Annotated in this window: 25 protein-coding genes and 1 pseudogene; 10 read left to right on the top strand and 16 right to left on the bottom strand. The window is 38.8% G+C overall.

Annotated features, from left to right (window positions below; translation table 11 throughout):
- The 3 genes and pseudogenes from BM107_RS25390 to BM107_RS12410 form a co-directional block, all read left to right on the top strand.
- Positions 1-120: pseudogene (locus BM107_RS25390) on the top strand (IS982 family transposase); the annotation flags it as partial.
- Positions 121-462: 342 nt separating this feature from the next.
- Complete coding sequence (locus BM107_RS12415; RefSeq protein WP_090983754.1) at positions 463-750, top strand: hypothetical protein; 288 nt, start codon at positions 463-465, stop codon at positions 748-750.
- A 111-nt stretch (positions 751-861) separates the two neighbouring features.
- The gene (locus BM107_RS12410; protein ID WP_090983751.1) at positions 862-3,180 is read left to right on the top strand and encodes a TonB-dependent receptor; all 2,319 of its coding nucleotides are present in this window, start codon (positions 862-864) and stop codon (positions 3,178-3,180) included.
- Positions 3,181-3,310: 130 nt separating this feature from the next.
- Here BM107_RS12410 and namA read toward each other — a convergent pair whose 3' ends face one another.
- From namA to BM107_RS12395, 3 genes are all read right to left on the bottom strand, one after another.
- Positions 3,311-4,390 carry an NADPH dehydrogenase NamA gene (gene namA / locus BM107_RS12405; protein WP_090983748.1) on the bottom strand — a complete coding sequence of 360 codons (1,080 nt, stop codon included), beginning with the start codon at positions 4,388-4,390 and terminating at the stop codon, positions 3,311-3,313.
- A gap of 106 nt (positions 4,391-4,496) precedes the next feature.
- Positions 4,497-5,486 (bottom strand): aldo/keto reductase, encoded by a 990-nt coding sequence (locus BM107_RS12400; protein WP_090983746.1) that lies wholly within the window; start codon positions 5,484-5,486, stop codon positions 4,497-4,499.
- A 2-nt stretch (positions 5,487-5,488) separates the two neighbouring features.
- Positions 5,489-5,884, bottom strand: a complete 396-nt coding sequence (locus tag BM107_RS12395) for a DoxX family protein (protein WP_090983744.1) — start codon at positions 5,882-5,884, stop codon at positions 5,489-5,491.
- A 244-nt stretch (positions 5,885-6,128) separates the two neighbouring features.
- Between BM107_RS12395 and BM107_RS12390 the strand changes: the two genes are divergently transcribed.
- The 5 genes from BM107_RS12390 (at position 6,129) to BM107_RS12370 (ending at position 10,127) form a co-directional block, all read left to right on the top strand.
- Entirely contained in the window at positions 6,129-6,956 is an 828-nt protein-coding gene (locus BM107_RS12390; RefSeq protein WP_090983742.1) for an ABC transporter ATP-binding protein, read from the top strand.
- A gap of 3 nt (positions 6,957-6,959) precedes the next feature.
- Positions 6,960-7,772, top strand: coding sequence for a hypothetical protein (locus BM107_RS12385; protein ID WP_090983739.1), 813 nt, complete (start codon positions 6,960-6,962; stop codon positions 7,770-7,772).
- A 16-nt stretch (positions 7,773-7,788) separates the two neighbouring features.
- Positions 7,789-8,163: a GntR family transcriptional regulator gene (locus BM107_RS12380; protein ID WP_090983737.1), complete on the top strand. Its 375-nt coding sequence runs from the start codon at positions 7,789-7,791 to the stop codon at positions 8,161-8,163.
- A gap of 4 nt (positions 8,164-8,167) precedes the next feature.
- Entirely contained in the window at positions 8,168-9,013 is an 846-nt protein-coding gene (locus tag BM107_RS12375; protein ID WP_090983735.1) for a GIN domain-containing protein, read from the top strand.
- A 127-nt stretch (positions 9,014-9,140) separates the two neighbouring features.
- On the top strand, positions 9,141-10,127 hold the full coding sequence (locus BM107_RS12370; RefSeq protein WP_090983733.1) for an alpha/beta fold hydrolase: 987 nt from the start codon (positions 9,141-9,143) through the stop codon (positions 10,125-10,127).
- Between the two features lie 46 nt (positions 10,128-10,173).
- On the opposite strand, the gene BM107_RS12365 is transcribed toward BM107_RS12370, so the two are convergent.
- The 3 genes from BM107_RS12365 to BM107_RS12355 are packed head-to-tail and all read right to left on the bottom strand — an operon-like array spanning position 10,174 to position 12,901.
- A complete protein-coding gene (locus tag BM107_RS12365; RefSeq protein WP_090983731.1) occupies positions 10,174-11,064 on the bottom strand; it encodes a DUF6263 family protein in 891 nt (296 codons plus the stop codon).
- A 17-nt stretch (positions 11,065-11,081) separates the two neighbouring features.
- Complete coding sequence (locus BM107_RS12360) at positions 11,082-11,855, bottom strand: M90 family metallopeptidase (RefSeq protein WP_090983729.1); 774 nt, start codon at positions 11,853-11,855, stop codon at positions 11,082-11,084.
- An 8-nt stretch (positions 11,856-11,863) separates the two neighbouring features.
- Positions 11,864-12,901 carry a Gfo/Idh/MocA family oxidoreductase gene (locus BM107_RS12355; RefSeq protein WP_090983727.1) on the bottom strand — a complete coding sequence of 346 codons (1,038 nt, stop codon included), beginning with the start codon at positions 12,899-12,901 and terminating at the stop codon, positions 11,864-11,866.
- 105 nt (positions 12,902-13,006) lie between these two features.
- Here BM107_RS12355 and BM107_RS12350 point away from each other — a divergent pair, with 105 nt between their 5' ends.
- Positions 13,007-13,357, top strand: coding sequence for a hypothetical protein (locus BM107_RS12350; protein WP_090983725.1), 351 nt, complete (start codon positions 13,007-13,009; stop codon positions 13,355-13,357).
- Between the two features lie 557 nt (positions 13,358-13,914).
- Here the strand turns inward: BM107_RS12350 and BM107_RS12345 are convergent.
- The 5 genes from BM107_RS12345 to BM107_RS12325 all read right to left on the bottom strand — a co-directional run bounded on the left by BM107_RS12345 (position 13,915) and on the right by BM107_RS12325 (position 19,874).
- On the bottom strand, positions 13,915-14,592 hold the full coding sequence (locus tag BM107_RS12345; protein WP_090983723.1) for a YiaD family glycine zipper/OmpA-like lipoprotein: 678 nt from the start codon (positions 14,590-14,592) through the stop codon (positions 13,915-13,917).
- Positions 14,593-14,769: 177 nt separating this feature from the next.
- Complete coding sequence (locus tag BM107_RS12340; protein ID WP_090983721.1) at positions 14,770-15,462, bottom strand: ABC transporter ATP-binding protein; 693 nt, start codon at positions 15,460-15,462, stop codon at positions 14,770-14,772.
- A 2-nt stretch (positions 15,463-15,464) separates the two neighbouring features.
- A complete protein-coding gene (locus BM107_RS12335) occupies positions 15,465-16,937 on the bottom strand; it encodes a DUF5687 family protein (protein WP_090983719.1) in 1,473 nt (490 codons plus the stop codon).
- Between the two features lie 66 nt (positions 16,938-17,003).
- The gene (locus BM107_RS12330; protein ID WP_090983717.1) at positions 17,004-18,284 is read right to left on the bottom strand and encodes a replication-associated recombination protein A; all 1,281 of its coding nucleotides are present in this window, start codon (positions 18,282-18,284) and stop codon (positions 17,004-17,006) included.
- Between the two features lie 291 nt (positions 18,285-18,575).
- Positions 18,576-19,874 (bottom strand): MFS transporter, encoded by a 1,299-nt coding sequence (locus BM107_RS12325; protein WP_090983715.1) that lies wholly within the window; start codon positions 19,872-19,874, stop codon positions 18,576-18,578.
- A gap of 188 nt (positions 19,875-20,062) precedes the next feature.
- Between BM107_RS12325 and BM107_RS12320 the strand changes: the two genes are divergently transcribed.
- Entirely contained in the window at positions 20,063-20,794 is a 732-nt protein-coding gene (locus tag BM107_RS12320; RefSeq protein ID WP_090983713.1) for a class I SAM-dependent methyltransferase, read from the top strand.
- A 133-nt stretch (positions 20,795-20,927) separates the two neighbouring features.
- Here the strand turns inward: BM107_RS12320 and hisS are convergent, their stop codons facing one another.
- The 5 genes from hisS to BM107_RS12295 form a co-directional block, all read right to left on the bottom strand.
- A complete protein-coding gene (hisS, locus tag BM107_RS12315; RefSeq protein WP_090983711.1) occupies positions 20,928-22,460 on the bottom strand; it encodes a histidine--tRNA ligase in 1,533 nt (510 codons plus the stop codon).
- A 73-nt stretch (positions 22,461-22,533) separates the two neighbouring features.
- Positions 22,534-23,277 (bottom strand): LytR/AlgR family response regulator transcription factor, encoded by a 744-nt coding sequence (locus BM107_RS12310; protein ID WP_090983709.1) that lies wholly within the window; start codon positions 23,275-23,277, stop codon positions 22,534-22,536.
- A gap of 1 nt (position 23,278) precedes the next feature.
- Positions 23,279-24,949, bottom strand: coding sequence for a sensor histidine kinase (locus tag BM107_RS12305; RefSeq protein WP_090983707.1), 1,671 nt, complete (start codon positions 24,947-24,949; stop codon positions 23,279-23,281).
- A 526-nt stretch (positions 24,950-25,475) separates the two neighbouring features.
- On the bottom strand, positions 25,476-25,826 hold the full coding sequence (locus BM107_RS12300) for a translation initiation factor (protein ID WP_090983705.1): 351 nt from the start codon (positions 25,824-25,826) through the stop codon (positions 25,476-25,478).
- A 105-nt stretch (positions 25,827-25,931) separates the two neighbouring features.
- Positions 25,932-26,813: a diacylglycerol/lipid kinase family protein gene (locus BM107_RS12295; protein ID WP_244278801.1), complete on the bottom strand. Its 882-nt coding sequence runs from the start codon at positions 26,811-26,813 to the stop codon at positions 25,932-25,934.
- Positions 26,814-26,849 lie beyond the last annotated feature (36 nt).

The raw sequence follows: 26,849 nt of genomic DNA, 5'->3' as shown, positions 1-26,849 counted from the left end.
AGGTCATTCGCTAATTTTATCTCAAATATTATAGCAGGCCTAATCGCATACTCATTCTTTCCTAAAAAGCCAGCTATTAATTATCAGACTAAACAATCATCTCAGATTTTCGCATTTTGATTAATCGAACTCAGGTTATAAATATACATGCCTTTAACCTACAAAATAATTTTTCAAAACATCAGCCGTAAATACAAAACATTGTGTTAAGCGCTGTCCAACTCAATCGACTGATGGCAAAATCACTAAAATATTACTTTTTGAAAAATCTCACCTTTACCGCATCAAACTTATTACCACACTGGAAAATAGATAATTACATTAAACCAATGATCAAATATCTAGTCAAAAAACATGTAAAAACAATCTTACCGTTCAAATACATTTAATTGCTTCGGAATTATTATTTTTGACCCGTTGAAAAAGCATAGACAAAACATTCATCAATATTTATCAGTATTCATGCTGATCGTATTTGCTATTGCTTTAACTCCATGGAGTGTACTTCACCATCATAATCCACTTCCTGTGGTTGAAAAGGAAGTTAATTGCAAACATGTTAGTCATGTTCAGGCCCATGGCGATACCTGTTTGATCTGTAACGCAAGTTTTGAAAAAAACTATGTGCAAACGCATCACATTTACAGAATCTTTTTATCAGCCAAAATTTTCAACCGTACCGAACCCACATTCAAGAATGCCTTTACCGAAGTAAAGCGCACTTGTTTACGTGGCCCCCCTTTCGCTTAATTTTTTCTTATAGCGCATTCGCACTAGTCAAATTATTTATCCGATAAACTAAAACCGGCTTCATTTAAGCTATTGTTTTGGCGTTTCGTTCATTTTATTTACACACAACACATGAAAAAATTACAGCTTATTGGCTTAGTAATTCTATATACATTATTAAGCAATACCGCTTTTGCTACACTACTTAAAGATATAAAAGGTAAGGTTATTGATGCCAGTACAAAACAGACATTACCAGGTGCTACTATTTTTATTCCTGATTTAAAGGTTTCGTCAGTAACCAACAACGATGGAGAATTCACATTAAATAACCTGCCCGCTAAAGGAAGCTACCTAATTGAGGTACATTATGTGGGCTATAAAACGGCTGTACAAGTTGTCAACCTTGCCAACGCAGCCGGGTTGGAATTTGCCTTACAACCCACCGCCATAGAAACTAAGGAAATCGTAATTACCGGAAGTTTAATCAGCAGCACAAGTAAGCGAAATAGTGCTTCATCAGCCATAGTAGGCAAGGATCAGTTATTGCAGCCTTCCACCAACTTAATCGATGCATTGGCTAAAGTACCTGGTGTATCGCAGATCACTACCGGCCCATCTATTTCCAAACCAGTAATTAGAGGATTAGGTTATAACAGAATTGTAACTTTAGATGACGGTATTAAACAACAGGGCCAGCAATGGGGCGACGAACACGGTATCGAAATTGACCAGTTTAAATCAGACCGCGTGGAGATCTTACGTGGCGCCGCCTCGCTAATGTACGGTTCTGATGCGCTTGGAGGCGTAATTAATCTGTTAGAGCCGACTACGGCTCCTGAAGGACAGATAAAAGGAGAATTCATCACCAACTACGCTACCAACAACGGACTTACCGCCAACTCATTAATGTTGAATGGTAACGAAAACGGCTTTGTTTGGAGAGCCCGTGGAACCTATAAAAATGCTTATTCTTTTAAAACACCTACAGGTTATTTCCCTAATTCGGGTTTTAACGAAACAGATTTAAGCGGAATGATCGGTTTAAACAAAAGCTGGGGTTATACTCATTTAAATGTTTCCAATTTTCACAATAACATTGGTTTTTATGATCCTCATTTAGATGACAACGGGAATTTTGTAAGAGAAGACGGTAGTGCTTTCACTAACGATGACTATAAAAGCCGTAGCTTAGAATATCCACGCCAGGACATCAGACACTTCAAAATCGCCCTAAACAACAATTTCATTATCGGTAACGGCAACTTAAAGGCTGATTTTGGCTATCAACAAAACCAACGCCGCGAACTGGAAGACGGCCCGGATCCATCACTATTTTTCGATCTTAAAACTTATAATGCTGATTTAAAATACTACATCCATGAAACAAACGGATGGCAACCTGTATTTGGCGTAAGCGCTGATGCAGGTCACAGCGAAAACAAGGCAAATGATGAGTTTTTAATCCCGGATTATGACACTTATGGTGTTGGCGTTTTTGCTTATGCCAAGAAAAACTGGGATAATAGCACTTTTAGTATTGGTGCGCGTTATGATTACAGAAAGAATAACGGAAAACAATTATTTGTAGATAATGAAGAACAGTTTGCACCTTTTGAGAATAAATTTTCTAACGTGAGTGGTGCATTAGGTTTTACTCATCAATTTAATGAAGAATTAAACTTTAAAGCCAATGCAGGTTCTGCTTTCCGTGCGCCAAATCCCGCTGAATTAGCTTCAAATGGTGTACATGAAGGAACATTCCGTTATGAAATAGGCAATCCTAATTTAAGCCCGGAACGCAGTTACCAGGTAGATGCCGCTTTAGAATATGAAGGAAAAATTGTAAGTGCCAGCGCAAGTGTATACAATAATTATGTACACAACTTTATTTATGCATCCACAAATGGAGAAAGAATAGATGCTGAAGGTAGTAATTATCCGGTTTACCGTTATGGCCAGGTAAATGCCAATCTTTATGGAGCTGAAGCCAGCTTAACCATCCACCCTGTTCCGTTTATCCATTTTGAAAATACTTTTGGCTATGTTCATGCACACAACAATAGCTTAGATAGGCCACTGGCTTTCATACCTGCCGGAACATTGAGAAATGAATTGCGTTTTGAACCCAAACTTAAAGGTACAAATGATGCATACCTTTCTGTAGGAATTAACTCAGCATTTAAACAAACCCGTGTAGATGAAGTTTTTGAAACGCCAACCAGCGGTTATACTTTATTAAACGCAGGCATAGGAGCAACTTTTAACCTGGGCAAACAACCAGTTAAACTTTCAATTTCTGCAAATAACTTGTTAGATCATAAGTATTACGATGCACTGAGCAGATTAAAACCGGGCCGTTTAGATTCGGAAAACCTTAATTTAGGTGTTTACAACCCTGGTAGAAACATTACTTTCGGATTGTATATTCCTTTTACAGTGGCTAAGTAGATAATCATCACTAAAGACAAAAAGCGGAGTTGATCGATGAGATCACTCCGCTTTTATTTATCACATTTAAGATGAATCGTCACTCCGCCCGAAATAACGGTAACTTGAGGGAGAGTATTGCCACCTCAAACTACTTCTTAAACTTTTCCCTTTTCGCCCTCACATACTGATTTGGCCATTCCACGTCATCTCCCAGAACCTGTGCAGCATGCGTTGGGAAATAAGGATCACGTAATGATTCACGCGCAATAAATATCAAATCGGCTTTTCCCTGTTCCAAAATCTCTTCGGCCTGGCGGGCTTCAACAATCACCCCAACTGCACCGGTGTAAATACCGATCTCATTCCTGATTTTATCAGCAAAAGGAACCTGATAATTTGGTCCGGCTGGGATAAAGGCATCAGGTACATTTCCACCAGATGAAGTATCAATTAAATCCACGCCACGATCTTTTAACACCGCAGCCAACTGCAAAGAATCATTTTCATTCCAGCCGCCCTCTGTCCAATCCGTTGCCGAAATTCGGACGAATAACGGCAGCTTATCTGGCCATACCGATTGTACGGCTTCAACCACATCTATAACCAAACGGATGCGGTTTTCGAAACTTCCGCCGTAAACATCTGTACGTTTATTGCTCAGCGGACTGAAAAACTGGTGCAATAAATAACCATGTGCGGCATGTATTTCTACAACTTTATAGCCCGCATCAAGTGCACGTTTTGCAGCTGCCCTGAAAGCAAAAACAATATCCTGAATTTCTGAAATGCTTAATTCGTGTGGCTCCACCTGGCCGGATTTAAACGGAATTGGCGAAGGCCCAACCGGTTTCCAGCTATTTTCACCGGCAGCAATTTGCTCACCACCATCCCACGGTACCTCACAGCTGGCTTTTCTGCCGGCATGCGCCAATTGGATTCCTGCAACAGCACCATGATCATGAATAAAGGAGACAATCTGCTTCAGTTTTTCTACATGTTCATCTTTCCAAATGCCTAAATCGGCATAAGTAATTCTTCCATCGGCAGTAACCGCAGAAGCTTCCTGAATAATCAATCCGGCACCGCCAACGGCTCGGCTCCCTAAATGTACCAAATGCCAATCGTTGGCAAAGCCATCAACAGCAGAATATTGGCACATCGGCGAAATCACAATTCTATTTTTTAAGGTTACATCCTTTATGGTAAAAGGAGAAAATAATTTCGACATATCTTGTTTTGTTTAACCGCAAAGGACTCAAAGTTTTCTTGCGAAGAAATCAAAAGCATTAACCTCTGTGTCCTTTGCGTATTCCTTCTTTTCTTTGGGGTTGAAGTTAAAAACCAGCTTTCTCTAATTCGGTATTAATGAACTGAATTTCTTCAGCGTTTAATTTTACGTTTACCGCTTTTGCGTTTTGTACAGCCTGTTTTTCATTTCTTGCACCAACTAACGCGATGGTAATACCCGGGCGTTCAATCGTCCAACGCAAAACCAATTGAGATAAGGTCGCATTTTTTTCATCGGCCAACGGCTTTATTTTGGCCAGAAATGCATTCGTTTTTTCGATACTTTCAGGTGAGAAAAATTTATTTCCCTGACGGTGATCGCCCTCTTCAAACTTATAATCAGCGGTCATTTTCCCGGTTAATAAACCGCGCTCCATTGGGCTGTATGCCAAAACAGATTTATTATTTTCGATGCAATATGGAACCGTTTCCTCTTCAACACCACGGTTTACCATGCTAAATGGAATCTGGTTGGAAATAATTTCCAGGGTCTGATCTGCCTCTTTTAATTGCGCTACATCATAATTGCACACCCCTGCATAGCGAACCTTACCCTGCTCAATTAACCTGCTCACCGCTTCGAAAGTTTCGCTGATCGGGGTAGTAGAGTCTGGCCAGTGGATCTGGTAAAGATCTATATAATCGGTACCCAAACGCTTTAAAGATTGTTCGCACTCATAAATTACACTTTCTTTTCCGGCATATTTATAAATATCAATGGCTGCGCCATTATTGTTTTTACTCTTAAAACCAAAATCGCCTTTGGTTAAATCCCAACGCATCCCGAATTTAGTTACCACTTGCAGTTTATCGCGTGAAATGCCTTTTATGGCATCACCTACAATTTCTTCACTATCTCCCTGACCATAAATGGGTGCAGTATCAATTGAAGTAACCCCTAAATCATAACTGGCTTTAATGGCATTAATTGCATCGTTTCTGTCTGTGCTTCCCCACATCCAGCCCCCAGCGGCCCATGCGCCAAATGTGATTACTGATAGTTCTAAATCTGAATTTCCAATTTTTCTGTATTCCATAATTATTTTTTAATGATTTGATCAACCGCATAACTATTATACGGTAAGTAAACGAGTAGTACGGATAAAAACGCCACATGAATAAGTTGCGAAGGCAGCGCTTCCCAGTTTTCAATGAGGGTAGTTCCGAAAATCAACATCAATGAAACTGCTCCTGCCAATAACAGCCCTTGCCTGGTAAATAAACCCATTAAAATCATCAGTCCTGCTATCAATTCTGCAAACGGCAAAATATAACTAAAGGGAACAACGAGTGCATCGGGCAAATATGATCTAGAAAATTGTCCAACCATCCAATGGCTAAAACCGGCAAGTTTTGGTAAGCGAACCAACCCATGTCCGAAAAAACTTAAACCGATTGCTAATCGACCAAGCAGATATGCCCATTTTTTATCCATACAACATTGATGTACTACAAACATACAATCTGAGCATGAAGGATGTTTTAATGCGGGAATGATTAGACCGATATTTTACCGTTCAATGGCGGAGCCCTAGGGAAAGGCGCCTAGCGTTTGGCGTTTAGCGTAGGACGCACCGCATGAAAACGCCATCCGATCAGCACTAAACTTTTTCTTCAAAAATTTGGAGATAACAAAATTATATCATACTTTGGTGTATTATTTAACTAATACAGTAGGTATGATCAATATTAACAATCTTAATTTTGGCTATAATAAGCATAAGCCATTATTTAAAAATATGAGCATGCGGTTAAGCAATGGCCATATTTACGGTTTGCTGGGTAAAAATGGTGCCGGCAAATCAACTTTATTAAAAAATCTTGCAGGTTTGGTGTACGCACAGGGTGGCACCCTGGATGTGATGGGTTACGATCCGGCAAAAAGGCAGCCCGCACTATTGGAACAGATCTGTTTTATACCAGAAGAATTTTACCTGCCTTCGGTAAAAATTGGCACCTACCTAAAAGCCAATGCTCCTTTCTACAAAAACTTCGATTATGGTTATTTCAATGATCTGATCAAGGAATTTGATATCCCGGTTGAACAGAAACTCATCAATATGAGTTATGGCCAAAAGAAAAAAGTAATTATTGCTTTTGGATTGGCTACACAGGCCAAACTGGTCATTATGGATGAGCCTACCAATGGTTTGGATATTCCATCAAAGGCGCAGTTCAGGAAAATTATGGCATCAGCCATGACGGATGAGCGTTGCATCATCATATCTACCCACCAGGTAAGGGATTTAGATAACCTGATTGACACCGTAATTATGCTTGATGAGAATGACATTGCCCTTAAAGCTACCGTAGAAGAAATTACGGAAAAACTGACCTTTAAAAAAGTAAAGGAAATTGATGACAGCATCTTTTATGCTGAGCCATCCCTTTCTGGTTACAATGCCGTAATGCCGAATTACCACCAGGAAGAAAGCAAATTAGATATGGAGCTTCTTTTCAATGCCATACTTGCAGAAAAAATCAAATTTAAACCTTTATTCAGTTAAGCGATGAACAACACATTTAATATCAATCGATTTGGCTTATTGCTTAAAAGACAATGGCTGGAATTTGGAAAAATTTACCTAATGAGTCTGGTGGTACTAACCGGAATTATAATTGCCTTTTATTTTTTTAACATCCCCGATTTAAACCGGTCACTTTATAGATGGGACGATCATGGTCATGTTCAGCTGGGTTTTCGACTACCTACTTTTATGGCTATCGGTTTCCTGTTCTTAACCATTGTTGCCAGTACCTATTTTAATGCTTTCGGTCAAAAACCAAAGGCCATTATGGAATTAATGACACCAGCCTCCGTTACCGAAAAATTTATTTGTGCAATTCTCTTCTCGACCATTCTTAGCCTCATCAGTTATCTGCTTATTTTTTACATAGTTGATGCAATTTTTTTAAATTATTTCAATGAGTTATGGCAGCATAATAAAGCTACAAACTACAATACGGGTAAGCTAACCGCAGTTTCTTTTAGCACATTGTTTGATGATTTAACTTCGGAAAGAGAATTTAAATTTTTCTTTGCGCTTCCCTTCTTCTTTTCAAGTATTTTCTTGTTAGGTTCAATATATTTTAACCGATTTCATTACATCAAAACCGCATTATCGGTAACAGCGCTATTTTCATTTATCATTTTCTTAACCATCAAGTTTGGAAATTTGATGACCGAAGGTAAAACGCGCGTATATGCTGTAGATTATTTAGAAAAGGATTTTGTTTTTAAAATCTTTTTCTGGTCATCCGTTGCGCTCAGCTTAATTATATGGTTAATCACTTATGTTCGCCTTAAAGAAAAAGAAGTTTAATTAAAAAGGTATAGATATGGAATTTAGAGATAATAAGGCGATATACCTTCAAATAGCAGAGTATGTTTGTGAGCATATTCTGTTAGGAAAATGGAAAGCCGACGAGAAAGTTCCCTCGGTAAGGGAACTGGCTGTAGAAATGGAAGTAAACCCCAATACGGTCATGCGCACCTATGAGTTGCTTCAAAACAAAAACATCATTAAAAATAAAAGAGGAATAGGCTTTTTTGTAGATGAAGCTGCAACTGAACAGGTAAAAAGCTACCGAAAGCAACAATTTATAGCAGATGAGTTACCTGTAGTGTTCAGGAATATTTACCTGCTTAACATCGGTTTTGATGAACTTGAAAACCAATATAAAACGTTTGTAAAAGAAAACTTTAACGCTTAAAATCATGAAAACAAGTAATAAATTACTCATCGCACTTGCAGCGCTGCTGATTATTATTCCGATAATTGTTATGGCCGTAAATGTCAAAATGAATTACCGCACCAGAACAAGTGATAATTTTGTAGAAGAGCAAGAGATAAATGAAGAACCCTTTGAAAGGATGAGTAAAGAAAGGATTTCCATCCCTCTTAAAACACCTTTCTCAATAGTGGATATTCCTGATGCAAAAAGAATATACTTAGAATTACACTTTATAAAAAGCACACAATCAGGGGTTAAAATACCTATGGATCTAAAAAATGACATCGCTTTCGCTATTAACAAGGCTGGGATGCTACAAATTAACTTTAGCGATAAGCTTAACAGGTCAGGCAACCATCGCAATAGCCTTGTGATATTAGTTTACAGCCCACATATTAATAAACTAAACCTGAATAAAGCTGCCAGTACTGTTTTAACGGCAAAAACCGACAGTCTGGATATAAATGTCAAAAATTCAGGCCAACTAACGTTTGGCTCACCAGTCACATTTAGTACAGATGGAAAAATTACGAGGGTAATTAACCAAACTGAAATTAAGAAATTAACCATTAACTTGGATAGTACGGGATTCTATTCGGGAAACAACAATTACAAGAACTTAAATATTATCTGCAAAAATTCAACCGCTAACATTGAGGGCGCGGAGGAAGAGGAAAACAAAAGCGTCGAAAACTTGACTGTTAAAACATTTGAAAAGTCTGAAATCACGATAAACAAAGTTAATATCAACAAAATTTCAGGAAGTTTATCAGATGAAACCAAAGTTCAGATGCCTGTAAAATATTTGAAACAGATGCTTAAAGATTAATTCGAAACGCATAGAGCTTACACATCTATTCATCGGTCATGTAAAAAAGGCATGATTTTTAAGCTAACTAATTGGCAAAAGTTTAACTTTTGCCAATTAGTTTAGTTTTTAGATCAAAACCAGACCTGTGAAGAAGTTTTTCATTTTATTTGCTATCTTTTTATTCGTTTTTGGCCAGCTCAAAGCACAAAAAACAGATACATTGTCCATCACATTGGATAATGTAAAATATCCCTATCCGGTTAAATATTTCCCGATCAATACGGAAGGACAGGATATTAAAATGGCTTATATGGATGTTGCCCCCACTTCAAATGCCAATGGCAAAACAGCTATCCTTTTTCATGGAAAAAATTTTGGCGGCTACTATTGGACCAACGTCATCAAAGCCCTCACTAATATCGGCTATCGGGTAATTGTTCCTGATCAGATTGGCTTCGGCAAATCATCAAAAGCATTTATCCATTACAGTTTCCATCAAATGGCTACCTGGAACAAAAGACTTTTAGATACGCTGGGCGTCCAAAAAACCGTAGTTTTAGGACATAGTATGGGCGGTATGCTGGCTACCCGTTTCGCTCTAATGTATCCTGAAAGAACAGAAAAGCTTTTACTTGAAAATCCGATCGGATTAGAGGATTATAAAACTTTTATCCCCTACATTACTACAGCACAACAATATCAAACCGAGCTTAAAACTACAGCAGAAAGTGTTAGAAAACATTATCAGGGTTCTTATTTTACTTACTGGAAACCAGAATACGAATATTTGGTCAGCATTGCCGGCGGAGTTACCAATAGCGCAGACTACCCACGCTGGGCGAAAGTTGCCGCATTGACTTACACGATGATTTATGAGCAACCTGTGGTATATGAATTTCAGAATTTAAAAGTGCCCACTGTTCTATTCATCGGTAAGGAAGACAAAACCATTGTGGGAAAAAGCTTACTTACACCAGATCAGCAAGCTTTACACGGGCAATATAAGTTCTTAGGGAAGCAAACCGCAGCCAAAATTATCGGCGCTAAAATTATTGAGTTTGATGCTTGTGGGCATATACCGCACATTGAGATTCCTACAGAGTTTTTGGTGGCTTTAACGGGTAGCCTTTAGTTCTAAAGACCTTATAGGTTTTTAAAACCTGTAAGGTCTGAATAAATTAATTAATCTCTTTCCCGGTAATTTTATTAATACCCTGCATTTCAAAATCGATATCCTGCCCCATCGATTTCATCTTTCCATACAACTCCACACGCAGGTGGCTGTCCAACACAATACCGGTTTTGATATCTAAAGAGGTCTCTCCGGAATTGGTTCCTTGTAAATCTGTTTCCATTTTGTTCCCCATTGCTTCAAAATTGCCTTTTGAAACCAATGTCCCTTTTACACTGAGGATGGCAATGCCGTCTTTCACTTCTTTCAGCGTGTATTGCGTAATCGTTTCAATAGGCATACTCATTTGCATTTTAGTGTCAACGGTCCAGCTATCGCCTATTTTAACTGCCTTATCAGGATAAATTTTAAATGACGATTCCATTGTTTGCTTCACAATTTCATTGCTAAACTGTTTACTCAGTGCATTTTTAATCTGCTTAACCTGGCTGGTATCGTTAGTCATCCTTATTGCCATATTATCCAACATCTGATCGATGCCAGCAACAGTTTTAATCGTACCGCTTGGGCTGATCGTCATATAAAATGACGCCCCTTTCAAACCGCTAAAAGGATTCTTTTTTGTGCTATCCTGATCATCGGAGCTTAATGTCATGGCATTTCCCATCGCATTCGACTTCATATACAGCCTGTTGTAGGTTACCTTTAGGTCTTTATCGCCATTATGTCCCTCAGTAATATCAAAAATGTAATCTGTGCCGATGGTTTGTGTGGAATTAATGCTTTTCCCGGTAATTTTTTGGTTGATAATCTGATCTGAAACAAACGAAAAATCATACTTGTTACCTGTCGGATAATTCTGCTTAAGCACATAGGTTTTTTGCGCGCATACAACGAGCGAAGTTAAACTGAAGAGTAAAGTGAATATTATTTTCATCTTTTTTATTGATCAAACTATCCGGCAGGTTGCTGGGCAAAAATGCGACTTAACTGAAAATACAATTCAGGGTGTTTATCTTTTAGCTGCTCGGGTTTTTCGAAGAAATATTCTGATACCACCGCAAAAAATTCTGCCTGGTTGGTGATGGCGTAAGGATTAATATCCGACTTATTATCTTCAATTTTTTCCATTTCCTCATGCATCATTTTAATCCAGGGTAAAGTGTACTCATGTGCCAGTAAATTTTCAGGAACACCGTCTGTTGCCCCATCAGATTTATCCAAAAGATGAACAAATTCGTGTATGGCAGTATTTTCCTTGCCTGCACTTTTAGAAAAACCATGGCGTAATGCCGAACGCGATAAAATCATCTGTCCGTTCATATAACCTGTGCCCACCATGCCCATAATATTTCTTTCGCCACTATCAAACTGAAAATCCTTATTAAACGTATCCGGATACAGCAAAACGCTGGTTAGGTTTTTGTATTGCCAATCGTCAAAACCAAAAATAGGGATTACTGCACTAGAAGCAATCAGCAATTCATCTAATGTGGTCATTTCTAAACCAACCGGTTCGATTTTAACCGTACTAAAAAACGTAGCTACCTTTTCTTCAAACCTAAGTTTATCTGTCGAGTCAAGATTATGGTAATAACCCACATAATCATCCAGTATTTTCTTGTCTACATCTGTTAGAGGCGTTACCGCTATCTTTTTTTTCTTCAGGATTAAATACAGGGCAATCAGAAAAATTGGAATCAGGTATATAAAAGGGAGAGAATTCATGATCAGGATTATGCTGTTACCGGACTTTCTATAATTTCAATTTGCGTTAAAACGTCCGCTCTTGTTACAGGGTAGGGTTTATTATTGATTATCCCCTGATAAATGGCTTCGAAAAGTGGTAGATAACTCCCTACCTCCGATGGAATGTTCTCCTCGGTTTTCTTTCCATCAGTATCAATGGTCGTTAATAAACCATCTTTATCTGCAGGCTCAATACCATAACCCGGATCAGTTAATTTCTTGCCTGCCAGCAACTGTTCTTCCTGAATATCGGTTCTGTGTTTAATGAAGCTGCCGTTTACGCCATGTAAAACAAATCCTGGCTGTGGGTTTACCACCAACATGCTCGAAGTAACAAAAACATACAGGCTATCAGGGTAAGTCAGTTGAATTGAAAAGTAATCATCTACCAAAGTACCTTCCCTGTTTTTACCCAAAATTTTATGGTAATTTAAAGGTTTGCCAAACAGGCTGATTACCTGATCTAAAAGATGAGGACCTAAATCATATAGGAGTCCGCTGGCCTCAACGGGGTTCTCTTTAAATTTCTTTGGCCCGATTACGTTGCGGTAACGATCGTAACGTAAATGCATTTCGACCAGCTTACCCAGTTTACCACTTGCTATCACCTTACGTACGGATGTAAAATCGCTGTCCCAGCGGCGGTTCTGGTAAAAAAAGATTTGTTTGCCTACGCTATCAGCCAGTTCAAATAGCTCTTGTGCCTGTGCGGTTGTTGCAGTGAAAGGCTTCTCTACCAAAATATGTTTGTGTTTAGTTAAAGCCGCTTTTGCATGTTCGTAATGAAGATTGTTTGGGGTATTAACTACCACCAGTTCTATTTCGTCATCATTTAATAGTTCCTCAACACTATTGTAGCTTGTAATAGCCGGATAATCATTTACTGCGTTTTTATGGCTGCGTTCTACTACAGCCCTTAAGTTAAAGCCACTGTGTGCCTGCAAAAAAGGGGCATGAAACACTTTACCCGACATGCCATAAGCTAATAAACCCGCATTAATTGTTTTGTTGCTATTTGTATCCATAGGTTATAAATGTAACCAAAAATACCGTTACCATTCAAGCTCCTGTGTTAAAAAGCCTAAACGTTTTACTTAAGGCTTACACGTTTTTGCACTATCTTTGCGCTTATGAAGCCATCGGAGATTAATGCCAAGTGGAAAGTTTTACAGGAAAGGATTTCAATCGAATTTGAATCAGATTTTCCTGATTTAAAGGTGATGCTTTTTCTAATTGGCGTTCAGGAACTGGGCAAAGGTCCAAAAAAATACAGTAAGCGCCAGAAAGAAGAACTGATGCATATTGCCACCTGTCGTTTATTAAGCGAAATGGGATTTTATGAACTCGAGGGCTTAGACCAGGATGGCTGGCCACACTGGAAATTAATTAAAGCCATTCCGCCCTACACCATGTTAGAGCAGGAGATGTTGATGAAATCCTTGATCGTAAGTTATTTTGAGGATATTTATCCTGCAGATTAATTTATAGTGGTGTTGGATGTTCCCATCCGACACAAATTTATATTTATTTCTCCGTGCTGTCAGATATTTCTATCTGACACTATTTTATTCAACCAAAAGCTAACATCCGACTGCGCAGCATGCATCTTGGTGCTGGATTTTACCATCCGGAACAAGCTTATTTAAAACTTGGAAAGCAAGGCCATCTACATTTTTTAATGTCAGTCGGGCTTTTCGCTATATCTCCGATGCTGATGAAAAATCAGATCGGAGGATGCCGCTTTAGTCCCGTTTAAGAACATTTTGTTGGTACAACTATTTAGGATTGCAGGAGGGTAGCATCGAAGCAAAAAACCAATATTAACTAAACCCGACAGTAGCGAGCATCCCGACGTAAAGTCGGGATAAAGCGAATGGCGGGATTACCGCAACCTATAAACACAGGAACCTGCTTTCCAAAAACCAAAGAAAAGTATTGTCCAGTGTCAGATGGTAACATCAGACACCACAAAAAACCCCAGTGTTGGTACACTGGGGTGAATATATATTGACCTCATAGGTAGAGGGAATTTGTGATATTAACCTTGTTTTTGTGCGGTAGATTTTAAGGCATCATTTGCAACAATTACAATTTCTACACGACGGTTAGCTGCACGTCCTGCATCAGTGCTGTTATCTGCAATTGGCTCAGAAAAACCTTTACCAATGGTAACTAATCGTGAAGATGGAACACCTTGAGAAACGGCATAAGCTTTAACTGCAGCCGCTCTTCTTTCTGAAAGCCCCATGTTATATTGTTCGGTACCACGGCTATCGGTATGGCCGATAATTTTGATATCTGTATCAGGGTATTGGTTTAACGAAGAAGCTAAACTCTGAATATTGGTTTTCGCTGCGTCTTTTAAAGCAGTTTTATCAAAATCGAACAAAATACCACTATCAAATTTTACAATGATACCCTCACCCTCACGGATCACTTCTGCATTAGGAATAGCTTTTTGGATTTCAGCAGCCTGTCTGTCCATTCTACGGCCAATAAAAGCTCCGGCTGTACCACCTATTGCCCCACCGATTAAAGCACCAACTGCTGTATTACCTGCCTTTTTACCGATTAATGCGCCAACTACACCGCCGGCCGCTGCGCCAATACCAGCACCTTTTTGTGTTTTAGTTAAACTATCACAACTTTGGAATGCCATCGATCCTACGGCTAATCCTATACTTAATGTGGCTATTCTTACTTTTGAAATACTCATGATATGCTAGATTTATAATTTCCACCAATATATTCAAACACAATGCCAAAAATATATAACGCTCGGTTTTCAATACATTTTTACCACTACCCCTGATAAACCGCAATTCTTTTCACAAAAAAAGAGTCCTGATAAATCAGGACCCTTGGCATACATTGTATCAATCTTAGTACAAAACTAAGCGGAGAAATAACTCTCCAGTTCTTTTAACGTGTTTTCGTCTGTTTTAAAATCTTTAATTACCTGCCCTTTTTCTACCAACACGATGCGATTACACACATCGGTAACGTGGTTTAAATCGTGACTAGAGATAAAAGTTGTCATGTTACCCGCCTGTGCCTTTAACAAGTTCTTCAAACGGATCTGGGTGGTTGGATCAAGGTTGGCAAAAGGTTCATCCAAAATCAATATTTCAGGCTTTTGCATCAAGGCAGCAGCAATACCTACTTTTACCTGGTTTCCTTTACTGAAATCGCGAATGTATTTCCCACTGTTCAGGATTTCACCATTAAAAAACTCACCATATTGGTTAAGGTATGCAGAAACATCGGCAACACTTAAATTGTGTAAACTTCCGATAAAAATAAAATACTCTTCAGGTGTTAAATAATCGATCAGGAAACCTTCATCCAAAAAAGATGCGGTATAATTTTTCCAGTTATCGTTTTGCATTACATTTTCGCCTTTGGATAAAACCTCCCCTGAAGTTGGGCGGATAAGATCTAAAAGCATCCTAAAGAAAGTAGTTTTACCTGCACCGTTATTCCCTACTAAACCAACGGTTTCGCCGGCCGCAATCTGCAGATCTTCGATGTTTACAACGGTTTTATCGCCATAAACTTTTTGTAATTTCTTAACTTCTAAAATCATAATTATTCTCTAAAGCCTTCGGCTATTTTATATTGTTGTTTTTCAAGTCGTTTTGCAATGTAATTTACCCAAAAGCCTCTTAACAAAAGCATGGCTAAACCAAATACACCTACCACGGCTAATCCCCAGTAAGGTTTATTTAATATGCCAAATGGCACGTACATGATAATGGGTGTAAGTGCGTAAGGGAACATTAAAAGCCATTGCGTAGCACCGGTTCCCTGATAGTTAAAACTTGCGGCTTTGGTAATATCTAATCTTTTATAATTTAAGGTAGCCAGATAAAGCACTACCACTGTTCCAAACCCGATGTTATAAAAATAGGCAGCCAAATGCAGCAGCAATAATTTTGGACTCAAAAACCCATAAAAACTTGCCAACACCGTAATAATGGTACAACCAATAGTGAAAAGCAAAAATTTGGCCTTTATGTAATCTCTAAAATTGATTTTATTGGCCAATATCCCATCAAAGTGGGCACTTTGCCAGGCAAACATAAACTGGCCATAAATAATGATCGAAATACCCGTCATAAATATGGCGCCAAACATCATCTGGCCAAAAGCATCGCTATTGATTGCTTTTTCCTTATAAAAAATAAACCCATAAAAAAGAAAAAAGAAGCCCATAATCACTGCAGAGCGTGGACGTTTATGACGGAGAATTAATTTTAACTCTAAAGCAGCCAGCTCGCCGACTTTTCCAAAGCGGTTAAGGAAAGCATAATCGGTACTGCCCTTTTTCTCTTGTTTACTGCTTAACTCTTCCACGTAAAGGTTTTTACGCAGGAAACCGGAGTTGAAATAAAATATAGCTATCGCCGCAAAGGTAAATGCGAACGCATAATAAGGATGGGCAGCAATGGCACGGAACACAAAATCGGAGCCGGCCATAATTGAAATAACCTTATAATATTCCAAAGCGGCAAATGCTGCAATGATCACCAATCCGATAAAGGTATAAAGTGTATTGGTAATGGACTTTCGCTTAATGTATAACACTAGGTAATTGTTAAAAACCATCATTGAAAATATCGAAACCATATACATAATGGTGGTAACGACACCTAGTGTGGGGGCTATTTTAATAAAACAGAAGGGCAGAAAAATAAAAAACGGCCAAAGGTTAAATGCCGAAAACAATGCTTTTACATTTAAAAACCTAATGATCTGGCTTCTGGAAATCCTTAAATGCAAATAAGGGATGATGCTTAAGGTCGGGAGCTCCTGAAACTGCAGACGCATGATAAAATCGAATGCGAAATAATAAAGAATGATGCCGTTGAAACTTTTAACTACATCCTGATTTGGAAAAAAGTAGGTCAATAAATGAGACATACCTAGTCCGGCTCCTAGTGCCAGCGTAAAAAAGTACAGCATAAAGAAACCCAAAACAATCTGGCCGGCAATACTGCTGCCCCGGTTCCGCGAACGCCAGAAAGATTTTCTTTGATGGCTTAAAAAAGTACTCAGCATATTTAGTTTAGGTGTTTGATTTTAGTCAGTTTATCTATTAGTATACATTAGGTACAAAATGTTACACTAATATTTGTATTTGTCTTTCCAGTTTTGCCTAAGCTTTTCGCGCAGTTTATCTTCTGCGGGGTTTTTACCCGGATCGTAGAGTTTTGTGCCGCTTAATTCTTCAGGAAAGTATTCCTGTGGCGAAAAATTACCTTCATATCCATGCGAATATTGGTAATCTTTACCATAGCCGATATTTTTCATCAGTTTGGTAGGTGCATTGCGGATGTGTAACGGCACAGGCAGATTACCCGTTTGCTTAACCAAAGCTTGTGCCTTATTAATGGCTTCGTAAGCGGCATTACTTTTTGGCGAACTGGCCAGATAGGTTACACATTGCGATAAAATAATCCGTGCCTCCGGATAGCCGATTACATTGACAGCCGTGAAACAATTATTCGCCAATAACAGTGCATTTGGATTGGCATTTCCGATATCTTCTGAAGATAAAATCAACAACCTGCGGGCGATGAACAATGGATCTTCTCCACCTTCTATCATCCTGGCCAACCAATAAACTGCCGCATTCGGGTCGCTGCCACGGATTGATTTAATGAATGCCGAAATGATATCGTAATGCTGTTCTCCGGCTTTATCATAAAGTGCCAGGTTCTGTTGAGCATGAGCCAGAACATTCTCATTGGTGAGCACAATTTTATCGCCGCCTATACCATTGATGGCAATTTCGAGTACGTTTAATAATTTCCTTGCATCACCACCTGATAAACGGATTAAAGCCTCATGTTCTTTAATCGAAATTTTCTTCTCTATAAGAACAGTGTCTTTTTTAATGGCTGTTTGCAATAAGCCCACCAATTCCTCTTCAGTAAGTGATTTTAAAATGTAAACCTGACAACGGGAAAGTAAAGCGGAAATAACTTCGAAAGATGGATTTTCTGTCGTGGCGCCGATCAAAGTAACCAGGCCCCGCTCTACAGCTCCCAACAAACTATCTTGCTGCGACTTACTGAAACGGTGAATCTCATCAATAAACAAAATAGGCAAACCCAAAAAGCTATCTTTTAACTGCGCGGCACGGTCAATCACCTCACGGATATCTTTCACGCCGCTGTTTATGGCACTCAAATTAAAAAAAGGCCTGTCTAAAGCTTGCGAAATAATATAGGCCAATGTGGTTTTACCAACTCCGGGCGGCCCCCAGAAAATCATGGATGGCAGCTGGCCACTTTCAATCGCTTTGCGCAATACGGCACCCTCTCCTACCAAATGCTGCTGGCCAACATATTCATTTAGGTTTTGAGGGCGCATACGTTCGGCTAAAGGAGGTAGGTTTTGCATAATGGTAAATATATAAAAATTGAATATGTTGTTTGTCGATAATTTACCAACCAAACAGGAGCGGCATAAGTTTGCTACAGAGGCATAGATTAACGAAGATGCTTATCAGTAAAAGTGTTTCTTCCGCGTTTGTAACGCGGATGAAGGATAATGGCGATTTAATCGCCACCTTTTTTTATCTGCGTTATAATTGCAGATCTCAATAATCCCCGTTACAAACGAGGACCATTTGGGATAAATTCGATGGCTATCGGATCAGGGCGACGATCGCATATAAAAAAGAACTGAAGTCTAATCCTCAATCTTCGAGTGGTGTTTGGTATCTTTCATGGTAGTGTATAAGATCAGGGAGATTAAAATACATCCGGTTACATACCAATAAAAATAAGTTTCATGACCGATATTTTTAAACCAGAGTGCAAAATATTCTGCCGTTCCACCGAAAACAGCAACGGTTAAAGCATAAGGTAAACCCACACCCAAAGCCCTGATTTCAGCGGGGAATAATTCAGCTTTCACTACCGCATTGATACTCGTATACCCGCTGACGATAATTAACGCACCAATCATTAATAAAAAGATAATGGTAGTGTTGGTCTCGCTGGCTACGCCCGTTAAAATGGGATAGGTACATAATGTACCCAATATCCCAAACCCGATTAAGAGCGGCTTTCTCCCGATTTTATCAGACAGCAAGCCGAATAAAGGCTGCATAATGGCAAAAACCAACAACGAAACGAAGGATAAAGTTGTAGAAGTTTCTTTACTCAGCTGAACCGTGTTTACGAGAAACTTTTGCATATAGGTACTAAAGGTATAAAAAGCGATGGTTCCGCCCAATGTTAGGCCCACTACGGTAAAAACCTCTTTCGGATACTTTAACAGCACAGCCATTCCGCCTTTTTTGCCTTCGGTATTCTTACTTTTAAAAACAGCCGTTTCATCAATATGCCTGCGCAGATACAGTGCAAAAAACGAGAGGGCAGCGCCTATAAAAAAGGGGATCCGCCAACCCCAGGCATGTAATTCTTCAGGACTAAGCAGCCAGTTCTGCAGAATCAGCTGGATACCTAAAGCCAATAATTGTCCGCCGATAAGTGTTACATATTGAAAGCTTGAATAAAATCCACGGTGTTTTTTGGTGGCCATTTCGCTCAGATAGGTAGCGGACGTTCCATATTCGCCGCCGGTACTCAAACCCTGAATCAATCTGGCAATAACGAGCAATAACGGAGCAGCGATGCCGATCCTTTTGTAGCCAGGAGTTAAACCGATAATTAAAGACCCTATAGCCATAATCAGCACAGAAAGTGTCATGGAACGTTTTCTGCCCAGTTTATCGGCAATACTTCCAAATAACCAGCCACCAATAGGGCGCATTAAAAACCCTACCGCGAAAATTCCAGCCGTGTTTAACAATTGTGCCGTGGGATTGCTGTTCGGGAAAAAGGCAGGAGAAAAATATAATGCAAAAGCAGAATAGGTGTACCAGTCGTACCATTCAACCAGGTTCCCGACCGAACCACCAAATATAGATTTTAACCGGTATTCTACATCCTTAATTTCGTCTTTTGGTACTGCTTTTTCCATGGTGTAGACTTATTTAATAAATGAGCAATAGATTGCTTTAGAGAATTTGAATGAGTAATTGCCGAATATGAAACTTAAATTAATAACACTTGTTTATCAAAAATATAATAATTTTATAAGAAAGCGCGAAGTCATATCCGCCCTTACCCATTCACTCCTTCATCGTTCAACATTCAATCATTATAACAATGAAAGATAATTTTTCAACTCAATCTGCCGATTATGCCATTTACCGGCCCACTTATCCACAAGCGTTATATGATTATTTGTTTGCCCTGGTAAAAAATAAGGAAACAGCATGGGATTGTGCTACAGGAAATGGCCAGGTTGCACGGGTATTGGCACAGCACTTTAATGAGGTCTATGCCACAGACATTAGCGAGAATCAGTTAAAAAATGCTTTACAGCTGCCCAACATCACTTATAAATTAGAACCAGCAGAACAAATCTCGGTGGAGAATAATAGTTTCGATTTAATTACGGTGGCGCAGGCCATCCATTGGTTTAATTTCGAAGCATTTTATGGGGAAGTAAAAAGAACACTAAAACCAGATGGTCTTTTCGCGGTAATAGGTTACGGTTTAATGGTTATTGATAAAAAAGTAGATGTAGCAGTCCATAAGCTATATGAAGATATTTTGGGAAAATACTGGGATAATGAACGCCGTTATATTGAAGAAGGTTACAAAACCATTCCATTTCCTTTTGAAGAAATTATTGCACCACATTTTCAGATCAAAACCACCTGGAATTTTAAACAGTTAATCGGTTATTTGAATACCTGGTCTGCATTACAACATTATAAAAAAGCTAACGAACGCAATCCATTAGAATACATGCTTACCGAACTAAAAGAAGCCTGGGGTGATGACGCAGAAAAGGATGTGCATTTTCCGGTTTTATTGCGGGTTGGCCGATAATCCAGCACTCGTCATTGCGAGGAGGAACGACGAAGCAATCATTTATGCTAAGTGATTCTATCATAAAGATTGCTTCGTCGGTTGAAAAAGCCTTCTCGCAATGACGGATTTTCTCTTCAGTAGAAAATGAGTATTATTTCAACAACTCCAGTATCCCCAAAACAGTCAGTTTTTTCTGTTCGCCGCTTTGCATATCTTTTAGTGTCAATTCTCCGCTGGCCATTTCATCTCCACCAATTAGAATCACATATGGAATGTTCTTGGCATCAGCATAAGCCATTTGTTTTTTCAGTTTCGCAGAACTCGGATATAATTCTGCAGAAATCCCTGCATTCCTTAGCTGCTGAACAATCGGCAGGGCATATTTTTCCGCTGTTTCATCGAAATTACTGATCAAAACTTTCGTTCCCACTTCTGCTGATGCTGGAAAAAGATTAAGTTCTTCCAGTACATCATAAATGCGGTCTGCCCCAAAAGAAACACCTACGCCTGTTAAGCCTTTTAAGCCAAACATACCGGTTAAATCATCATATCTGCCACCGCCACCAATGCTGCCCATGGCCACTTCGTTGGTTTTAACTTCGAAAATACAACCCGTATAATAATTTAATCCACGGGCTAAAGTAATGTCTAATTCTAATTTCGCAGTTAAAGGTAAACCATAAGCAATAAGGCTTTCTACATAATCAAAAACCTGTTCTATTTCTTCAATACCTTTTAAACCGGTTTCAGATTCAGCTAAAACTTCTTTCAGGCTGGCCAGTTTCTCCTCATTAAAACCTTCTAACAAAATTACAGGACGGAGTTTTTCTAAATCCTGTTCTGTAAAACCCCGTTCTAACAATTCTTTACTTACACCATCTAGGCCGATTTTATCCAGTTTATCAATGGCCACCGTCATATCGATAATTAAATCCGGCTTACCGATAATTTCGGCAATACCTGATAGAATTTTGCGGTTATTAATTTTGATGGTGAAATCCTTTAAGCCCAATTTGCTCAAAGCTTCGTTGTAGATCAGAATAAACTCGGCTTCGTTCAATAAACTTTCCGAACCCACTACATCCACATCGCACTGGTAAAATTCACGGTACCTGCCTTTTTGCGGACGATCGGCGCGCCATACCGGCTGTACCTGGAAACGCTTAAAAGGTAAAGTAATTTCGTGCTGGTGCATCACCACGTAACGGGCAAAAGGTACAGTTAAATCGTACCGTAATGCTTTTTCAGAAACCCTATTAATAAGTTCTTTATTACTTTTCTTATATAAAGCGCTTGATTTATCGAATTCTCCAAACCCAAATATGCTAGTAAAAAAATCTTCTTTTTTACCTTTAAACACATAAGTAACAGTCTCTTTATCATCGTCCTTTTTTACAGTCCAATTTTCTTCATTTAGAGCATTTGCTAACTCAGAAAATTGATTTATGAGTTTCTGATCTATTAAGTCGCCGCTATTTAATATTTTAAAAATCAGTTTATCGCCTTCATCGCCGTACTTTCCGGTCAGGGTAGACAGGTTTTCGAAACTTGGTGTCTGAATCTCAGCATAACCATATTTTCTGAAAACCGTTTTAATGGTATCGTAAATAAAGTTGCGTTTTACCATTTCTATGGGAGAAAAATCGCGGGTACCTTTTGGTAGTGAGGGTTTAATAACTGACATAGCCGCAAAAGTACAAAAATGTAAGGTAATGTCTAAACCTCGCAGGTTTTTGAAACCTGCGAGGTTTGAAATGTCATTTCCCCAATACTTCTTTCACCATTTCCCTGTTCGGTTTAGAAACCGGGATTTTATCGCCATTGGTCATCAATAGCGTTCCTCCGTCCTCTTTTAACCAGCTTTTTACAAATTTGGGATTCACCAGATGACTTTGGTGCGCCCGCACAAAGCCTTGCGGTTTAAGCAGATCTGCATATTCTTTCAACGGTTTCGAGATCAGGATTTTATCACCGTTGCTTAAAAAGAAAAACGTATACGTATTATCGGCTACGCAGCGCACAATATCATCAACAGAGACGTATCGGATTTCATGTTGTTGCGGCAGCGCTATTTTAGGAATAGTTGCCTCACTTTTTTTAATCTGGCTCAGCAAAAAATTGAGCTGGTCGCCATCGATTTTGTTTTTGATCCTGATTTTGGCCTTCTCAACTGCAGCTTTCAGCTCTTCGGGATCAACCGGCTTGAGCAGATAATCTAAAGCCGCAAACTTTACGGCCTGGATGCCATAATGATCATAAGCAGTTACAAAAACCACCTCAAAAGTTTTCTCTGTAAGCTGCTTCAACAAGTCAAAACCTGTTGTTTTACCCATCTGGATATCCAGGAAAAGCAAATCGGGATGATGCAGTTTAACCTGTGCAAAAGCCTCTTCTATCGTGGTAGAGCAAACCACTACTTTGATCTCTGGGCAATATTTAGCCAGTAAAATCTTTAAATTTTCCAGATTGGCAGCTTCGTCGTCTACTAAAATTGTCCGCATTTTATAACCATTGGGTAAGTGTAATTTTAACGGTAGTACCGTTGCCACCTGACTGGATATCGAGCATAAATAGAGTTTCTTTATAAATTGAATTCAGTAAAGATATCCGGTTTTTGCTTAGTGCCAAGCCCAAACCGTCGTAATTTTTTGCAGTATCGAAACCAGTTCCGTTATCGGTTATACTTAGTATTAGGTCAGCGTCAACTTTGATGAAATTAATTTCAATCTGACCATTACTTCCTTTTTCGGCCACACCGTATTTAACCGCATTTTCCAAAAAAGGCTGTAAAAGCATGGCCGGAATTTCAATATTCTCCACATCCAGATCTGGTGAAGCACTAATATTATACTGAAAGCCAAAGCGCAACTGCTCCATCTGCAGATAATCATCTAATAACATTTTTTCTGCTGTTAAACTGATGAGGTCTTTATGATCTAAAACATTCCTGGTAAGGCGGGCAAATTTAGTGAGGTAACGATTGGCATTGTCGACTTCATTTTTGTTCATTAGGTTCTGTATGCCCGCTAACGCATTGAACAAAAAATGGGGGTTTAACTGTGAGCGAACGGATTCCAACTGGAGTTTTGCGATTTCTTTTTCCTGGGATTTCTGAGCAAGTTGCGTAGCTGCTCTTTTTTTTCTATTGTTAAGAATTAACACAGATATAAGTCCGACAAAGCCACCAATAATAATGCTAATGAGGAATAACTCTTTGGCAGTAAAAAGTTTTGCCCTCTTATCAATAACAATAAAGTTAAATGAGGTTAGCGGCAATGTTAGGGATGCACCGCGTGGAATGTCCAAAGACCTAAGTTCAGGAGCAATAGTAACCATATAATTTCCAGGTTTCTTAAAATATTCAGCATCAACTGATATATAAGAATTATCCCAATCGCTGGTTGTTAAAACAGTTTCTTCAGGGTAATCACTACCGTATCGGGTTATTTTAACCTTGTAAATAAAATTAACACCTGTATTCTCTATACCGATCGACATTAGTTTTATACTATCACTTATAGTAATAGTTTCGCCGTCATTTAGAGGTTGCCGTTTGAGGAAAAATGATTCCCGCCCTCTTTTTATCATCATTTTGGTGATTTCACTAACGGATAGTCCCTTTGTATTTATTGATTCTAAAAATAAACTCTTAGTCAACACTTTAGGAAGCAAAAGAGGCTGATTGTAAATTACAATTGTGTTAACTTTAAATTTCTGGGGCAGTTTGTATATTTTAACCACAATCTTTTTTCCAACAACATTATAATCGCCTAAACTCATTGTAAAGTATTCTGGAAAATCACTGCCTTTGGGCCATTTAAAATTTATCTTACGCGGAATAGCATCATCCACGAGATAAACACTATCATTCTTTATGACAGAATACCTATAATATCTTAGGCTGTCTTTGTGAATCCTCATCTCCAGATGAATCGTTTTTGCCTCTCCAAGGAAAACATTATTTTTCAGCGTATCGCCCGATTCATGATTACTGAATGAAATCCATTTAGTTTTTTCATCAACCCGTAGCAACACAGGACAGTCTGAATTCGGTCTGGAAATCCTATAATACGTTGGGTTACCATTGGCTTCACTTAAGAAAATATCATTTTTCTCCTGACTAAAACAGAGTAGCGGCAAACAAAAGAGAAAGAAGTAAATTATTTTTTTCATGAGTTTAATTTTTCATAAACATCTTGCAAAAAATCTGGTTAAGAAACATTAAAACAGGATCTGATTGAGCTGAATTAGTAAAGAATAGGTTTGGAGCAGGATTTATATGGGGAGTGTGGTTAATGAGGGTAAACCAATCAACATCTGTCAGTCTGAGCGGAGTCGAAGACTAATGCATAAGAATTTACCCCGAATAGAAAGATCCTTCGTTTCACTACCATTGACGTTATTTTGTAATTACCTATTAATGAGCAGAATGCGGCATCATGCATTTCCGTATAGCTAGGCCATAGCACCGTATCACCGTTCTACTTAAAACCGGCCTAATAAATTTTTCGGACTGCACTGTTCTAGCCATAACACTGGCTTTAAAAGAAAAATTTTCAGCCGGCATTTTTTGTTACTTTTTGATGCCAAAAAGTAAGAGCCCTTCGGCGGCGGTGAGCCGAGGCAAGAATTGTGCGAAGGAAAAAACGTCAATCATATTGATTTTTATATCATAAATTATCCCTCAGGATGACAACTATTATCCCCCGGCCTTTTTCACCTTATAACCATCCTTTTGCAGAATACCCATCACTTTATCGCGCACATCACCCTGGATCATGATTTCACCATCTTTAACAGAACCACCTACACCACATTTGGTCTTCAGCATTTTGCCCAACACTTCTAAATCTTCTGAACGCCCTCGAAAACCAGTAATTAACGTTACGGCCTTACCTCCACGATTCTTTTTATCCAGCATCACCCTTAAATCCTGCTGATTGTTTGGCAAAGTAACGGTATTATCAACTTCTTCTTCGTATTCGAACTCCGGATTGGTAGAATACATAATTCCGCCAAGGTCGCTTAAACTATTTTTCTTCGATTTCATGGTTTTAAATGTAATATGGGAGATGTAAAATGGATGATGATAGATGGTTAATTGTTTTAATCGGTTAATTAACCCGCAACTCTAACCGCCAAGCTCCAAACTTAACTACGGAACGATCACTTTTAAAGAGAGTGGATTCACCACCGCTTCAATCTCAGCGCCCATCTGTAAAGGCTCCCCATCAACATGCACCGCACCGGACATTTCTCTTATGATTTTAATGTTTTTCCCTTTAATAATCTCGATCATATCAGATGTTTCGGCTTTACCATTTAACATTACATAACCCAATAATGGTAATTTTATTATGGGGAAAGGTTTAATAATGCAAACATCCAGTAATCCATCTTTTACCGATGCATTTGGTGCGATGTACACATCATTTCCATATTGAGATGAATTGGCAATACTAATAGCAAAGGCTTTCCGGCTATAAGTTTTACCATCAATATCCAGCTGATAAAGTTGCGGCTTATAATTAAAAACCTCCTTAAAGCCCAATTTTACATAGCCTGATAACCCGCGTTTTTTATCCTTCGAAAAAACAGCACTCAGGTGAGCATCAAATCCCATTCCGGCCAGGTTGAAAAAACATTTTTTATTAAACTCGGCTGTATCAATTTTATCGATCTTAAAATCATTGATGATGGAAAGTGCATACCTTAAGTTTTTGGAAATATTCAGAAAGCGGGCAAGGCCATTACCTGATCCCAGCGGCAAAATTCCTAAAATTTTCTGGTGCTTTAATACTTTTGTAGCCACTTCATTTATGGTACCATCGCCACCCGCAGCAACAATTACATCAAAGTTTTTGGTAGCCGCTTCATCTGCCAATTCGCTGGCATGCCCCACATATTCACTAAAAACGAAATTTGGACTAAACTTTTCCTTATTTAAATATTTATCTATAAAATCGGGGATACGCCGTTTCCCTCTCCCACCGGAGATGGGGTTTATGATAAAGAGAATATTGATCTTTGTGTGCAAAGTGTAAGATTGAGTGCACAAAATAATCTATAATTT

The sequence above is a fragment of the Pedobacter suwonensis genome, from assembly GCF_900111825.1.
Lineage (GTDB): Bacteria > Bacteroidota > Bacteroidia > Sphingobacteriales > Sphingobacteriaceae > Pedobacter > Pedobacter suwonensis.
The sequence above is the reverse complement of the archived record's forward strand: the minus strand, read 5'-3'. Positions and strand labels throughout refer to the sequence as shown.

Excerpts from the sequence above, each read along its gene's own strand:
- BM107_RS12310 (WP_090983709.1), bottom strand. The coding sequence starts at position 23,277 with ATGCGGACAATTTTAGTAGACGACGAAGCTGCCAATCTGGAAAATTTA.
- BM107_RS12380 (WP_090983737.1), top strand. The coding sequence starts at position 7,789 with ATGGAATTTAGAGATAATAAGGCGATATACCTTCAAATAGCAGAGTAT.
- BM107_RS12330 (WP_090983717.1), bottom strand. The coding sequence starts at position 18,284 with ATGCAAAACCTACCTCCTTTAGCCGAACGTATGCGCCCTCAAAACCTA.
- BM107_RS12415 (WP_090983754.1), top strand. The coding sequence starts at position 463 with ATGCTGATCGTATTTGCTATTGCTTTAACTCCATGGAGTGTACTTCAC.
- BM107_RS12360 (WP_090983729.1), bottom strand. The coding sequence starts at position 11,855 with ATGAATTCTCTCCCTTTTATATACCTGATTCCAATTTTTCTGATTGCC.
- BM107_RS12305 (WP_090983707.1), bottom strand. The coding sequence starts at position 24,949 with ATGAAAAAAATAATTTACTTCTTTCTCTTTTGTTTGCCGCTACTCTGT.
- BM107_RS12325 (WP_090983715.1), bottom strand. The coding sequence starts at position 19,874 with ATGGAAAAAGCAGTACCAAAAGACGAAATTAAGGATGTAGAATACCGG.
- BM107_RS12300 (WP_090983705.1), bottom strand. The coding sequence starts at position 25,826 with ATGAAATCGAAGAAAAATAGTTTAAGCGACCTTGGCGGAATTATGTAT.
- hisS (WP_090983711.1), bottom strand. The coding sequence starts at position 22,460 with ATGTCAGTTATTAAACCCTCACTACCAAAAGGTACCCGCGATTTTTCT.
- BM107_RS12335 (WP_090983719.1), bottom strand. The coding sequence starts at position 16,937 with ATGCTGAGTACTTTTTTAAGCCATCAAAGAAAATCTTTCTGGCGTTCG.
- BM107_RS12410 (WP_090983751.1), top strand. The coding sequence starts at position 862 with ATGAAAAAATTACAGCTTATTGGCTTAGTAATTCTATATACATTATTA.
- BM107_RS12350 (WP_090983725.1), top strand. The coding sequence starts at position 13,007 with ATGAAGCCATCGGAGATTAATGCCAAGTGGAAAGTTTTACAGGAAAGG.
- BM107_RS12345 (WP_090983723.1), bottom strand. The coding sequence starts at position 14,592 with ATGAGTATTTCAAAAGTAAGAATAGCCACATTAAGTATAGGATTAGCC.
- BM107_RS12355 (WP_090983727.1), bottom strand. The coding sequence starts at position 12,901 with ATGGATACAAATAGCAACAAAACAATTAATGCGGGTTTATTAGCTTAT.
- BM107_RS12400 (WP_090983746.1), bottom strand. The coding sequence starts at position 5,486 with ATGGAATACAGAAAAATTGGAAATTCAGATTTAGAACTATCAGTAATC.
- BM107_RS12395 (WP_090983744.1), bottom strand. The coding sequence starts at position 5,884 with ATGGATAAAAAATGGGCATATCTGCTTGGTCGATTAGCAATCGGTTTA.
- BM107_RS12365 (WP_090983731.1), bottom strand. The coding sequence starts at position 11,064 with ATGAAAATAATATTCACTTTACTCTTCAGTTTAACTTCGCTCGTTGTA.
- BM107_RS12375 (WP_090983735.1), top strand. The coding sequence starts at position 8,168 with ATGAAAACAAGTAATAAATTACTCATCGCACTTGCAGCGCTGCTGATT.
- BM107_RS12385 (WP_090983739.1), top strand. The coding sequence starts at position 6,960 with ATGAACAACACATTTAATATCAATCGATTTGGCTTATTGCTTAAAAGA.
- BM107_RS12340 (WP_090983721.1), bottom strand. The coding sequence starts at position 15,462 with ATGATTTTAGAAGTTAAGAAATTACAAAAAGTTTATGGCGATAAAACC.
- BM107_RS12390 (WP_090983742.1), top strand. The coding sequence starts at position 6,129 with ATGATCAATATTAACAATCTTAATTTTGGCTATAATAAGCATAAGCCA.
- BM107_RS12320 (WP_090983713.1), top strand. The coding sequence starts at position 20,063 with ATGAAAGATAATTTTTCAACTCAATCTGCCGATTATGCCATTTACCGG.
- namA (WP_090983748.1), bottom strand. The coding sequence starts at position 4,390 with ATGTCGAAATTATTTTCTCCTTTTACCATAAAGGATGTAACCTTAAAA.